At 55.6% G+C, this 13,340-nt stretch carries 11 protein-coding genes; 1 reads left to right on the top strand and 10 read right to left on the bottom strand.

Annotated features, from left to right (window positions below):
* Window positions 1-51: 51 nt before the first annotated feature.
* Window positions 52-1,371, bottom strand: a complete 1,320-nt coding sequence (locus tag ACW9KT_RS12535; protein WP_457080853.1) for an aspartate kinase — start codon at window positions 1,369-1,371, stop codon at window positions 52-54.
* A 364-nt stretch (window positions 1,372-1,735) separates the two neighbouring features.
* Here ACW9KT_RS12535 and ACW9KT_RS12530 point away from each other — a divergent pair, with 364 nt between their 5' ends.
* On the top strand, window positions 1,736-2,611 hold the full coding sequence (locus ACW9KT_RS12530) for a DUF2911 domain-containing protein (protein ID WP_457080851.1): 876 nt from the start codon (window positions 1,736-1,738) through the stop codon (window positions 2,609-2,611).
* 107 nt (window positions 2,612-2,718) lie between these two features.
* Here ACW9KT_RS12530 and ACW9KT_RS12525 read toward each other — a convergent pair whose 3' ends face one another.
* The 9 genes from ACW9KT_RS12525 to ACW9KT_RS12485 form a co-directional block, all read right to left on the bottom strand.
* Window positions 2,719-4,635 (bottom strand): monovalent cation:proton antiporter-2 (CPA2) family protein, encoded by a 1,917-nt coding sequence (locus tag ACW9KT_RS12525; RefSeq protein ID WP_457080850.1) that lies wholly within the window; start codon window positions 4,633-4,635, stop codon window positions 2,719-2,721.
* An 11-nt stretch (window positions 4,636-4,646) separates the two neighbouring features.
* Window positions 4,647-5,234, bottom strand: coding sequence for a glutathione-regulated potassium-efflux system oxidoreductase KefF (gene kefF, locus ACW9KT_RS12520; RefSeq protein WP_457080848.1), 588 nt, complete (start codon window positions 5,232-5,234; stop codon window positions 4,647-4,649).
* 174 nt (window positions 5,235-5,408) lie between these two features.
* Entirely contained in the window at window positions 5,409-7,541 is a 2,133-nt protein-coding gene (locus ACW9KT_RS12515; protein WP_457080846.1) for a glycoside hydrolase family 97 protein, read from the bottom strand.
* 72 nt (window positions 7,542-7,613) lie between these two features.
* A complete protein-coding gene (locus ACW9KT_RS12510) occupies window positions 7,614-9,011 on the bottom strand; it encodes an alpha-amylase family glycosyl hydrolase (protein ID WP_457080844.1) in 1,398 nt (465 codons plus the stop codon).
* Window positions 9,012-9,119: 108 nt separating this feature from the next.
* Window positions 9,120-9,482, bottom strand: coding sequence for a hypothetical protein (locus tag ACW9KT_RS12505; RefSeq protein ID WP_457080842.1), 363 nt, complete (start codon window positions 9,480-9,482; stop codon window positions 9,120-9,122).
* Between the two features lie 241 nt (window positions 9,483-9,723).
* On the bottom strand, window positions 9,724-10,044 hold the full coding sequence (locus ACW9KT_RS12500; RefSeq protein WP_457080840.1) for an antibiotic biosynthesis monooxygenase family protein: 321 nt from the start codon (window positions 10,042-10,044) through the stop codon (window positions 9,724-9,726).
* 62 nt (window positions 10,045-10,106) lie between these two features.
* Entirely contained in the window at window positions 10,107-11,039 is a 933-nt protein-coding gene (locus ACW9KT_RS12495; protein WP_457080838.1) for an MBL fold metallo-hydrolase, read from the bottom strand.
* Window positions 11,040-11,129: 90 nt separating this feature from the next.
* Complete coding sequence (locus ACW9KT_RS12490; protein ID WP_457080837.1) at window positions 11,130-11,579, bottom strand: GNAT family N-acetyltransferase; 450 nt, start codon at window positions 11,577-11,579, stop codon at window positions 11,130-11,132.
* Between the two features lie 196 nt (window positions 11,580-11,775).
* A complete protein-coding gene (locus tag ACW9KT_RS12485) occupies window positions 11,776-13,149 on the bottom strand; it encodes a M20/M25/M40 family metallo-hydrolase (RefSeq protein WP_457080835.1) in 1,374 nt (457 codons plus the stop codon).
* Window positions 13,150-13,340 lie beyond the last annotated feature (191 nt).

Genomic DNA, 13,340 nt, shown 5'->3' with positions numbered 1-13,340 from the left:
ACTAGCTCACACCAGCACAAGTCATTATTAGTCAGGATGACAGAGGATGTATTACCGCTGAAACAGCCCTGCGTTCAACGCTTTCAGCGTCCGAGTTTTGTCGGCGGTATGCACCAGCAAGCTGATGTTATTAGGTGAACCACCATAGGAAATCATGCGCAGCGGAATATCTCCCAAGGCATTAAACACCAGCCGCGCCGAGCCGTGGTTTTCCTGAATCAGATTACCAACCAAACAGATGATGGTCTGGTTCTCATCAATCTCGACATTGCCGAAATCGCGCAGGTCAGCTAAGATTTCCGTTAAATGCGTGGGGTCATCGATGGTCAGCGACACCGCTACTTCCGAGGTCGTAATCATGTCGATGGGCGTGCGGTAGCGCTCAAATACCTCGAACACGCTGCGCAGGAAACCGTGGGCCAGCAGCATTCGGCTCGACTTAATTTTGATGGCGACGAGTCCATCTTTGGCCGCCACGGCTTTGATTGCCTCAGAGCCGGTTTTGCTGGAAATAAGCGTGCCCGGCGCCTCAGGCTGCATCGTATTGAGCAGACGCACGGGAATATTATACTGCCGCGCCGGCAGCACGGAGCTGGGGTGCAGAATTTTTGCACCGAAATAAGCCAGCTCGGCCGCCTCATCAAACGACAATTCGCGGATAGGGTAGGTGCCCTCCACCACGCGCGGGTCGTTGTTGTGCAGGCCATCAATGTCGGTCCAGATCTGAATTTCGTCGGCGCCGGCCGCCGCCCCTATGAGGGAGGCAGAGTAGTCGGAGCCGCCGCGCTTGAGGTTGTCGATATCGCCCCTGGCGTTGCGGCAGATGTAGCCCTGGGTTATGAACAGCTTCTGACCGGCGTGGGGGGCTAATTGCTGAGCTAAGTGCTCCCGAATGTAGGCGTCGTTGGGCTCGTCGCTGGCATCGAGGCGCATAAACTCCAGGGCCGGCAACAATACCGCTTCCTGCCCGCGCACGGCCGTCAGGTAGCGGTGAAACAACAGTGTACTCAGCAGCTCTCCTTGAGCCAATATCACCCGCTCGCCGGAAGTCGACAGCGGCTGACGCATCAGGTTGAAGATGGTTTTGAAGCAAGTGTCCACGTGGCTGATGGCCTCGTCGGCTACGGCGGGCTCGGGCAGCAGTTCGCGGGCAACCATTAGGTAATGCTGGCGCAGAATCTCGGTCTGAGACGTAGCGGCCTGAATTTCTCCCTCAAACAGCAGCTTAGCAATGGAAACCAGGGAGTTGGTAGTGCCCGACATGGCCGACAACACTACAATGCGCGGCTCTGAACTTTGAATGAGGTCGGCCACAGAACGCATCCGCGCCGCCGACCCGACGGACGTACCGCCAAACTTGAGAATTCTCATGAAAAATATTGAGCGTAGGAGCCCCCAAGGTACGGCCCAAGTATCAAGATGTGAAATGATGCCTTCGCCGGGGGCCATTTTAAAAGCCTGAGGGCTATAGACACGGCTGAGAGCATTACGATGCAGAAGGCCATTCTCATACAGTATGGGCACGGTAGAAAAGCAACACTTTGCGTCTCTTCGTTGCTAACGTTGCATAGGTGCGGATACATCGTTGGCCGTTCAACCACGACACTCCAACTGTTGCCTCTCTAGCTCGTTGCAGCTGGCCCCGAGTGCTTTAAATAAGTCATTCATCCTGCGCAACCCTTTTAATTCAACCGTTACTATATTTAACCTATTCCCCATCCTAAAAGCTCTCACCATGAAACCACGGCTTCTCCTTATTATTCCTTTCCTCAGTGTGGCCTGTGGGCTGGCGGCCAGCACGCATACCCAGGCCCAGCAGGCGCTCCGTATTCCGGTGGCCAGCCCCGCTGTGCGTATTCATCATGATTTCTCTGTTTCCTTCGTAGAACTGAGCTACTCGCGTCCCTCCAAAAAAGGTCGTGAGATTTTTGGCAAGCTGGAGCCCTACGGCCAAGTCTGGCGCACAGGCGCTAATACCAACACTAAGATTCGCTTCGGGGAAGAAGTGAAATTTGGCGGCCAAACCGTGCCAGCGGGCACCTACGCCTTATTCAGCATCCCTGGCCCCAAAGAGTGGACCTTCATTTTGAATCGAGATACCGCGCAGTGGGGTGCCTACACTTACAAACCCGAAATGGACGTGGTGCGCGTAAAAGCCGTGCCTACTGCCCTGCGCGACCCCGCCGAAACCATGAGTTTGACGCTGGAAAACCTGAAGCCATCCGCCGCCGACCTCACCTTGCGCTGGGACAAAACCCAGGTAAGCGTGCCCCTCACTGCCGACTCCGATGCACAAGTAGAAGCTCAAATCGCGCAGGCTATGCAGGGGGAGAAAAAGCCCTACATCACGGCGGCGCAGTATTATTACAACAACAATAAAGACCTCAACCAAGCCCTCACTTGGCTCGACGCCTCCATCAAACAGCAGCCTAGCTACTACGCCTACTATTGGAAGGCTCGGGTGCTGCAAAAAGCCAAGCGCCCCGACGAAGCCACCGCCGCTGCCAAGCAATCCTTAGAGCTAGTAAAAGCAGAAAAAACTCCCTCAATCAAAGAGGAATATGTTCGTCTAAACCAACAGCTCCTAGCTGATATTGGCGCCAAGAAATAAGGCAATCTGACTATTAACTCTACGAATTCCTGATAACTAAAAAGCCCCCCAGAAATCTTCTGGGGGGCTTTTTCACACTGCTAAGCTTAACGAACGGCAATTTCCAGCTACACCACAGGCGTTTGAGGCGCAGTGGAAGCCGATGGCGCGGGCGGTGCTTCCTGGCGCAAGGATTCGTTATCCCAGCCTTCATCTACTTCCCGCAGATTCTCGTTGGCGGCGTCGAAGTGGAGCAGCTGTTCCAGTTCCTGAATGCGTTGGCGGGCGGTGCTAAAGTATGTTTTCCGGTCTTTGTGCACGGCCGCCAGCTCGCGCATGGCCAGCTCGTCGTGGCGCAGGAAAGTGCGGGCGGCCCGTTGGGCGTGGTAAGCTCGCACCCCCAGCAGGCGCAGGGCATCGACGCCTAGGCGTAGGGAACTGTCCACCGTTTCGCGGTACACGTCGGTCAGGCCGGCTTCAATGAATTCGTAGGCGTCGGGCCGGTCGTGGGCCCGAACCAGGATGCGCAAATGGGGAAAGTGGCGCCGCACCAGCTCCACCAGCTCCAGCGCCCGCTCCGACGAATCGAGGGCAATGATGATGACTTTGGCTTGACTTGCGCCGGCCGCGTGCAGCAAATCGTAGCGCGACGCATCGCCGTAGTACACGCGTAAACCTAGCTGGCGCAAGGTTTCTACCCGGTCGGCGTCAAAATCCAGCACGGTGGTACCGATGTCGTTGGCGCGTAAAAAACGCCCCACAATGTTGCCGTACCGCCCAAAGCCCGCAATAATGACGGGGTTCTTCTCCTCAATAGCATCCGCCTCTCGCTCCGGCGCGGCTGATGGTCCCAGCCGCGGCTGAATCACTCGCTCATTGAGCAAGAAAACCAGCGGTGTAAGCGCCATGCTGATAGCCACCACGGCCGTAGCGATGCTGGTAATGCGTTGATCCAGAATCCCATTCTGATTAGTGAAAGAGAGCAACACAAAAGCAAACTCCCCAATCTGGCTTAGCCCTAGCGCCAAAGTCACGTTCTGCGCCCGGTTGCCAGTGAAGCGTTGCCCCAATACCAACAGCACCGCCGTCTTGACCAGCATAACCGCCACCACAGCCCCCGCTATCAGCAGCGGATTCTCCCGAATCAAGCCGAAGTCAATAGCCGCGCCCACCGACATGAAAAACAAGCCCAGCAACAGGCCTTTGAACGGGTCGATGTCACTCTCAATTTCGTGCTTGTACTCGCTGGTAGCCAGCACCACGCCCGCCACAAAGGCCCCCAGCGCCGGACTCAAACCCACGAGCTCCATCAGCAAAGCCACGCCGCCCACCAGCAGCAACGCCGTAGCAATAAATACTTCGCGCAAGCCGCTCCGGGCCACCAACCGGAATATCGGCCGCATACCGTACTTACCCAGCACCACCACGCCAACTACCGCCAGCACCAAAGCCAAAGCACGCAGCCAACCTGGCGCCGAGGCCAACAAACTATGATTGGCTGCAGCTGCATCGCCAGCAGCGGCGGGCTGCATAGCCAGCAGAGGCAAAATGGCCAGAATCGGGATGACGGCAATATCCTGGAACAGCAGCACGGAGAATGTGCCTTGCCCGGCCGGCGTGCCCAACTGGTTTTGCTCTTTGTAAGTCTGCAACACAATGGCTGTCGATGACATAGCCAGAATAAGGCCCAGCGCCAACGCAGGTTTCCACGCTATGCCCACCACCATAGCTAGTCCCGCCAAAGCTAGCGTCGTCACCACCACTTGCAGGCCGCCGAGCCCAAGAATAGGCGTGCGGAGCTTCCACAGCAAAGCCGGCTCCAGCTCCAGACCCACCAGAAACAGCATAATCACGACACCAAACTCCGCAAAGTGCATCACATCCTGGCCTTCCTCGCCGACCAGCCCGAGCACAGCCGGCCCAATGACCATCCCAGCTAGCAAATATCCCAGCACCGAGCCTAACCCGAAGCGCTTAGCTATCGGCACAAACAGCACCGCAGCCGCCAGATACACCAACGCTTGCAGCAATACAGACTGACTCATAAAGCAGTGACTTAGTTGGCCAAATCCGTAAGAAATGGCGCCTGTACGGTGGCGTATTCGGTAGTCTGGCCCGTAGCCAGCAACGTCAGTAACTCGCGGTACCGGACGCCCGCAGCATCAATTTCCTCATCGTTAATGCGCAGGGAGCCATGCACCACGAAGGGCGGCAGGTATTGCATCTTGCAAAGCCGGGCCGTCTGCTCAAAGGGTGCCAATAGCTGCTGAATTGTATAGCGGTTGGCGCCCGTTTCCTGGTAAGCTTCCTGTCGGCCACCGGTGGTAATGGCGTTCAGCATCTGCTTGCTAGCCAAAGCATTGCCGGTGCGCCCGTAGGCCCAACCGTGTTCCAGCACCAGGTCTTCCCACTGCTTAATTAATGCCGGCGAGCTGTACCAATAAAACGGGTGGTGCAACACGACAACCTCATGAGCCAACAGCAATTCCTGCTCCCGATGCACATCAATGTCGAAGTCAGGATACTGCTCGTACAAATCGTTGACCGTCACAAAGTCAAGCGAATCTACCGCCGCAATGAGCCGCCGGTTCACCCTAGATTTCTCCAAGGCCGGATGCGCAAACTGTATCAGAATACGAGCCATGATCTAGAGATAAGAAGTAGCATAAGTATCGAAGCAAGTTATAAGATTCACGCCAAGAGAGCACAATAGCACCAAAGGCTGTCAGTTTCAATAAGCACTTGATAACTGAGGTTTCTGTAGCTGCACCGCATCAAAAAAGCCCCCAGATGATACTTGGGGAGCTTTTTTGATGAGTTATTGCTTCTTCAGCTTCCGAAGCTCCTCCCGCGTCGCGGGTTTCAGGCTGATGGCCGTGCCGCCTCCGGGAGCCAGTTGCAGCGGCAATTGGGTGCGGTTGTCCACCAGCACTTGCCGGATTTGATAAGCCATAGGATTCTTCTCCCAGTCAGCATCCTTGGCGTCGGCGTAGATGGTGGCGGTGTAGCGGGCGCTGGGGGGCAAAAAGTCTAGCTTCAGGGTCTGGCGGCGGGCCTGCTCGTCGGTGATGGCGCCCAGGTACCATTCGTCTTTGCCCTTGGCTTTGCGGGCCGTAATGATGTAATCGCCGGGCTCAGCGGCCAGAATGCGGGTATCGTCCCAATCTACGGGCACGTCCTTGATGAACTGGAACGCGTCGAGGTGCTGCTCGTAGGCTTCGGGCAGGTCGGCGGCCATTTGCACAGGGCTGTACATCGTTACGTAGAGGGCCAGCTGCTTGGCTAGCGTGGTGTGCACCTGGCGGCCTTTGTTGGCGGTGGGGTTCCAAGGTTCTAGCTTGATCTGGAAGATGCCCGGCGTGTAGTCCATGGGGCCGCCCATGAGGCGGGTGAAGGGCAAAATGGTTTCGTGCTCAGGCGGATTGCCTGTACTCCAAGCGTTGAACTCGTTGCCACGCGCAGCTTCCGACGCTAGCCAGTTGGGGTAAGTACGGTGCAAGCCCGTTAGCCGCACCGATTCGTGCATATCCACCATAATCTGCTGCTGGGCCATGTTGGCGGCCGTGCGATTGTAGTGGTTCACCATCCACTGCCCGTCGTGGTGCTCGCCGCGCGGAATGATGCGACCCACGTAGCCGGTTTTTACGGCGTCGTAGCCGTGCTCTTTCATGAAGCGCAAGGCGGTCTCCTGGCGACGCTCGTAGTTGGTCACGGAACTGCTGGTTTCGTGGTGCATCATTAGCTTCACGCCCTTGCTGGCAGCGTAGCGCTGTAACTCCTGCACGTCGAAGTCGGGGTAGGGGGTCACGAAGTCGAACACTTCCTCTTTCCAGTTGTTGGCCCAGTCTTCCCAGCCCACATTCCAGCCTTCTACCAGCACGCTTTGCAGGCCGTGCTTGGCGGCAAAGTCGATGTAGCGCTTTACGTTGGCTGTGTTGGCGCCGTGGCGGCCGTTGGGTTTTAGCTTGCTCCAGTCGGTTGTCGCCAGCTTGATGTTGCTGGTATCGGCGTAGTTCCAGCTGGCTTTGTTCACGTGCATTTCCCACCACACGCCCACAAATTTCTGGGGCTTTATCCAGCCCGTATCCGTGATTTTGCTGGGTTCGTTCAGGTTCAGAATAAGCTTTGAGGCCAGCACCTCGGGCGCTTTGTCGCTAACTACAATCGTGCGCCACGGCGTGTGCTCGGGCGCTTGCAGATAAGCCTTCGCGCCGGTGGCCGAGGGCACCAGATGGCTGGTAAGGCCGAACGCCTTGGTGTCTACGTCCAGCATCATGGCCGGGTAATTCACCAGCGCCGCCTCATGAATGTTCACGTATAGCCCGTCCTGGGTCTTCAGCATCAGCGGCGTCTGTACCCGCGTGGGGGCCGATTTTAGCTGAATGGGTTCGATGGGCGTGGTATTTACCTCGCTCAGGCGGGTGGTGCTGTAGGTGTACTCGTTCGAGTCGTAGTCGCCCGGAATCCAGAAGGTTTTGTGGTCGCCGGTGAGGTTGAATTCCGTGTTCTCCTCCTGCACAGTAAAATAGGTGAAGCCTGGCTGAGCCGGAAACTCGTAGCGAAACCCCAGCCCATCATCGTACAAACGGAAGCGCACCACCAGCTGCCGATTCTTCGCCGCGGCCTGCTGCAAGGTCACTGCCAACTCCTTGTAGCGGTTGCGAATCTGCTTCACCTCGCCCCACACCGGCGCCCACGTCTCATCCGTCGCCGACGAGTCGATTTTGGCAATGGTAAAGCCCTTGTCGAAGCCCGGCTGGTTTTGGAGCAGAATTGCTAAGCGGCTGGGCTTTATAACGGGCTTCGTGCCGAACCGGAGTTGGTAAATTGGCTTACCTGTAGGGCTGAGCTGGAAGTTCAGCGTGAGCTTTTTGGCTGGAGAGTGAATCGTTTGGGCCAGAGCCGGGATGCTCAGACATGCAGTTAGCAGCAGAAGGGCGGTTTTTTTCATGAGCTACATTATCGCATCCGGTTAATTTGAATTGCGAACTTGACTGGTATGGTTGCTACAGAATAAGTGAAATTAGTTGCGCAATATCAGATACTGATAGGGCTGCAAGTTAAGCTGAGTGGTCATGGACAAAGGCTGTCCACTCAAGGCACTGAGCCAAGGCGAGTTGACGAGGCTTGCGGGTACTTGATAAGTCGTCGCAGTATTGCGAAGATTGACCAGCACCAAGACTCTCTGATTATCGACAGTTTTCGTGAACGCGCATACATCGTCGCTGCTGTAGGAGGTAAGCGCCCCATTGCGCACGGCGTCGCTGCTGTTGCGGAAGCGGAGGATGCTCTTGTACTCCTTAGTCACGGCCGAATTGAGCGACCAGTCAATCGTGCGGCGCGCTCCCATAAACGGCAGCCGGGCCGGAAATCCTACCTCCTGACCATTATAGATCATGGGCGTACCGCGCATATAAGCGGCCACTACAAAGGCTGCCATCGATCCTTGCTGACCATTAAATAGCTCCTGCGGCGTGCCTTCCGAGCTGTTAATATCGTGGTTGGAGGTGTAGCGCAACATACGGGCGCCGGCCGGAGCGTTGGCATAATTCGCCTCGTTAAGATTGTCGAGGAGCTTGACGCTGGCACGTTTCGCGAAAATATCCTTCATGGTGTTCAGAAAATCGAACCCATAGCGGAGCGGAAAACCAGCCTGGAAGTAGTAGGTCTTGTCCGATCCTTCGGCAATCAGGAGCAGCTTGTGGGTGCTGATGGAATTCAGATTGCTGACGGCTTCGGTGAGAAACTCATAGGTTGGGCCGTCGGCGTAATCGATGCGGTATCCATCAATGTTGGCCTGAAAAACCCAGTACCGCATGGCCTGAATCATGGCCGCCCGCATGGAGGCATTGGCGAAGTTTAGTTGGGCCACATCGGTCCAGCCCAGGGGCGGGTTTTTGATATTGCCCGCGGCATCTTGCTGGTACCAATCCTTGTGGGCCGTTATCCAGGCGTGGTCCCAAGCGGTGTGGTTGGCCACCCAATCGAGCACGACGGCCATGCGGCGGGCGTGGGCCCCGTCCACGAGGGTCCGCAAATCGGCCAGCGTACCAAGCTCCGGATTCACCGCCGTGTAGTCTTGCACGGCATAGGGCGAATCAAACGCCTTTACCTTCCCGATAGGATACACCGGCATCAGATACACCACATTGATGCCGAGGGCTTTGATGGAATCCAGCCGAGCCAACACGCCCTTGAAATTGCCTTGCGTACTAAACGCCCGCATATTCACCTGATACACCGTGGCATCCGCAGCATCGGGCACTTCGGTGAAGGGCGTGCCGTACTGAGCCGGGTCGGCCGTGGCTGAGGGAATGACCGGGGTGGAAGGGCTGATTGTTGTTCCTTTACTGCACGAAATGAGTAGTATGGACCAGAATAGAATGACTATTTTTCTAAGACCTTTTTGGTTGTAAGTCATGGGATTAACAGTGGCAGCGGAGCGTAAATTGAAAAATGCCCCCAGTCACTCACCCTTAACCGAGCGACCACAAAGGCGTACTCACAACTAACATTTAGGTCTGCGGGCTTAAAGCAGAAAATCTAATGTCAGCGTCGGAAGAACAAGCAACCTACGACCAACAATGGTCATTTCGCTTGTTGCGTACTCGGCCCGGAAACCATTACCTAGAAATAGGTTCACCCCGCTTCGGAAGTGGTTACTAAAACGGAGATTGGTGCCAAAGGCGGCGCCCACGTTTACGTCGTGAATGGTACCACTGGTACCGTACAAACCCCAGTGATACCACGAATAAATGCCCCCCACGCCCACAACGGGCTCAATAAGTTGATTGTTTGTGGGTATGTAGTAAGTAAGCAGGCCAATGCCGGCCCCACCGTGTTCTCCCGCCCTGCGCTTGTCGTCGAAGGTCAGCGCACCTATTGCCTTCATTGCAAACTGGTTGGAAAATCTAAATTCCGACTGCAAGCCAATAGCCTGGTAAGTGCCTAATACACCAACAGCAACCTTATAGTCGTGATTGGGGGTGTTCGTACCCAGCGTTTGGGACGGCGCTTGGAGAGGTAACCATATGATTGCTAGGAGTAAATATTTTTTCACAAGCAGCTGGAACAGTTAGTAAGGAAGTAATGGTAAGCAATAAGCGAAATCAAATGCTATGGACGGCAGTTGCCTAAAAATCGAAGGTCTCGCAGTGCGTAACGTTTGCCTCGAACTCTAGCAAGTAGCGCGCATCATCGGGGTAATAGCGGGCTTTTTCGTAGTCGTCGCCGGCAAATTGTTTGATGCTGTCGTAGCTGTCCCAGCGGGTTACGGTCCAGAAATGGCAGACATCGCCCTCCATGCTGCGCAGCACTTGCACGCCTAAGTTGCCGGGCGTTTTCTTGTAGTCGGCAAGGCCGGACGCTTCCAGATACTGCAGGTACTCATTGGCATGATGGGCGTGGGTAGTACCGTGCCAAATGCGGGTAATTACAGTGCTTATGCTATTCATAATTCAAGTGATTGTAAATAAGCAGTTCGCCTACTTGACAAAGTGTGCTACCTGTTCACAAGTTAAATTTGGAGCAATTTTCCTTGCTCCGGAAACACTAATTTCAGGCTCAATTTATTTGCTTCGGTAAGCTGCTTTTTGATGGCAGCTTCATTGCCAGCCGTGGGCTTGATATGGGTAATAACGACCGGCAACCCGCGCAAAGCCTCCGAGCCCGTGAGCTGACTTAGCGCGGCCATTTCCTGCATGAGCAAAGCCGGGGTAAGGTGCCCAAACAACTGCGCTGGGGGCTGGGCATTGGCGTAGGAAGCCTCGATGAAAATGGCCTTCAGCTGACCGGCTTTCACCAGGGGCTGAATGGCTTGCCATAAGTTGCGCAGCTGGGGAGCTTTTTCGATGGCATCGGCGCCGGTGTCGCCGAGGTAAAGCAAGTAATTTTCCTGACTACGAATCAGAAAGGCGGCGCTTTGGTAGGGCTTACCATGACTCAGCACAAACGTCTGAACGCTGAGGGTAGTGTTTTCTATAGCTTTAACCTCGTTGGGTACTAGGGGTCGGAGCTGGTATTTACCCAGAGCCGGTGGGTTGCCATTATTGCCGAAGTTGGGCCAGGTTCGCCAGTTGAAATAGTCGTTTTGAATGGTTTTCAGACAATCAGCTAAACCGTAGATGCTTTTGGGCGAGTCGTCGGTTGCATTCAGGAGTAAGCCCGCCACGTGGTCGAGGTGAGCGTGGGAGATGAGGTAAGCCTTGATATGGTTACGGATTACTTCGCCTGCCGGCCCCGCGAATACCTTGCGTGCTACTGCTTTTTCCACGCCGCTATACACGGTGCCCGCATCCAGACACACATAGGAAGTAGAGCCCGCAGGTGCCACCAGATATGCGGAAAGGTTGCCCTCATCCAGACCACCCTTCACGCCTAGCGGCACAACGCTAAAGGCGGGAGAGGAAGCGTCACGTTGCGCGAAGACACAAGGCCCCGGTAGGAGCATGAAGAGCAGTAGGCATCGTTGAAATAACTGTGTCGTCTCCATAGTACAAGGTAACTATAGATCCAGCTGCTTAGGCTATTACCGCGAAATTCAAACCTGATTCGAGCGCCTAAGCCATTCTTCTAGCGTCAGCTCAAAACGAGTTTCCCCACTAGCTGTTCGACCAGTTTCGCGCCAGCCCGATTGCCGGTAAAATCCTTCGGCCCGCGTCCCCGGACTTGTGCTTAGCCAAACGGGATGCTGCGTTTGGTTGAAATACCAGTTCAGCATTAGCGTCTGTAGCTGCCGCCCGATGCCTTGCCGCTCGTAGTTGGGGTGCACGAAAAGTGCCCAGATGCTATGGTCTTGCAGGTCGGCAATAGCGAACCCTACAATCTGGCCTTCTACCTCACACACCCAGCCTTTGCCGCGCCGCGTGAGGTAATCGATGTTGTCTTGTTCCGTTACTCGATCAGGGTTGGAAAGCTGATTTTCCTTGACCGCCATGCGCACGGCCATGTACTGCGGAATATCAGCAACTTGAGCTTCACGGTAGAGCATAGCTGTAAGATACTGAGCTGAGTGGATTGATAGGTAGCTAGATGTTCTTCGAAGCCAATCTCGTTTCAAACTGCCAAATTCAAGTTACCTATAAAAGCAGCAAGCATAGAAAAGCCCCCCAACACGAGTATGGGGGGCTTTTTATTTACTATGGAGTAGCCGATGGCTTGATGTATTAAGCAATCAAGAGAACTAGTTACCGCACGACCTTCGGTGTAACGGGCAGGCTCTCGTGGCCCTCAGCATCAACGGAAGCCACGGCGAAAATGAAGTTGTCCTTGCTGTGGGGCAAATCGGCGGTGGTGCCGGTTACGAAGAACTTCTGCTGCCACACGGGGCTGCTCGTTTCGCGCATGAGCACGTAGTAGCCAGCCGGTTTTTCGCCGGCGGCGGGCGCGTCCCATTTGAGCTGGGTGCGGTTGGTAAGGTTGGCGGTGAGCACGCCTACGTTTTGGGGGGCAGCGGGCGCCCAGGCCAGACTAGCCATCGTAGCCAGGTTTACGCCGGTGTTTTTGCGCAGGTATTCGTAGTCCACGAACTCGGGCTTGTCGCCGTACTCAATGCCGTTTTCGGTGCGCAGGTCCTGGTGCTGATGGTTGAAGTTCTCGTTTACTTCCGTGAAGCGCACGGCCGTAAAGCCTTGCTGATTGAAGGGCGTGTGGTCGCCGCCGCGCAGAAAACGGTCGGGGCGGTACTCTATGAGCACGCCGAAGTCATTCACATACTGCTCGCAGGTGGTTTTGATATAGCGGGCCAGCTGACGGCTGGGCGAGTCGTTTTCGCTGCTCAACTGGCGGCGTACTTTGGCCTGCTCTTCAGTTTCGTTGGCCGGCACACCCTCGCTGAAAATGCGCACGTGCTTAGGGTCTTTAATTTCAGGATCGAAGCCAGTGGAGTTGCCCACGATGTCGTTGTTGAGCATCCCAACGATGTTCCAGCCTTCGGCTTTGGCGCGCTTGGCCATGTGCGTCGAGCCGTAGAGGCCCTGCTCTTCGCCTTGTACAGCTACAAAAATGAGGGTACACGGAAACTGCTTTGGAGCCATTATGCGCGCCATTTCCATCACCAAAGCCACGCCCGAGGCGTCGTCGTTGGCGCCGGGCGCATCGGCAGTAGCGTTCATTACGTCGGTCACGCGTGAGTCGAGGTGGCCGCTGACGATGATGATGCGCTTGTCGTTGGGGTCGGTGCCTTGCAGCGTGGCCATCACGTTGGCCATCACTACGGGCTTATCGATGCGCCGGCCGTCGGGCTTCACCGTGAACGTGTCCTGCTCCACTTTCATGCGGCCACCGCTGGCTTTGGCGTATTTTTTAAACTCCGCCTCTACCCAGTTGCGCGCCGCCCCGATACCGCGCTTTTTGCTCTTGGTGTCGCTCAGCGTGTGGCGAGTACCGAAGGAAACCATCTTGCGGATATCCTCCTCCAGCGTTTTGGCCGAAATGGCTTCTACCATCTGCTTTATTGCGGGGTCCGGGGTAGATGGGGGGGCATTCTGGGCGCGCAGACTGGTGAAGCTAGCGACCGCGGCGAGCAGGAGAGCAGAGCGAAGGAACGTCTTGGGGGGCATTTTGGAGAGATTTGGTGAGCGAAGGCGCGATAAAAACGATGTTTTGGTGATGTAAAATACGGGGTAAGGCGGAATTAATCGGTGGAATCAAAAGCGCCAGTCATACGGTGTGCAGCAAAGCACCTCGCATGCTAATGATGCCTCCACTGTCATCTTGCCTTCATCAGGATGACAGTGGAGGCGGAAGAGAT

The organism is Hymenobacter sp. HD11105 (genome assembly GCF_054051685.1).
The sequence above is the reverse complement of the archived record's forward strand: the minus strand, read 5'-3'. Positions and strand labels throughout refer to the sequence as shown.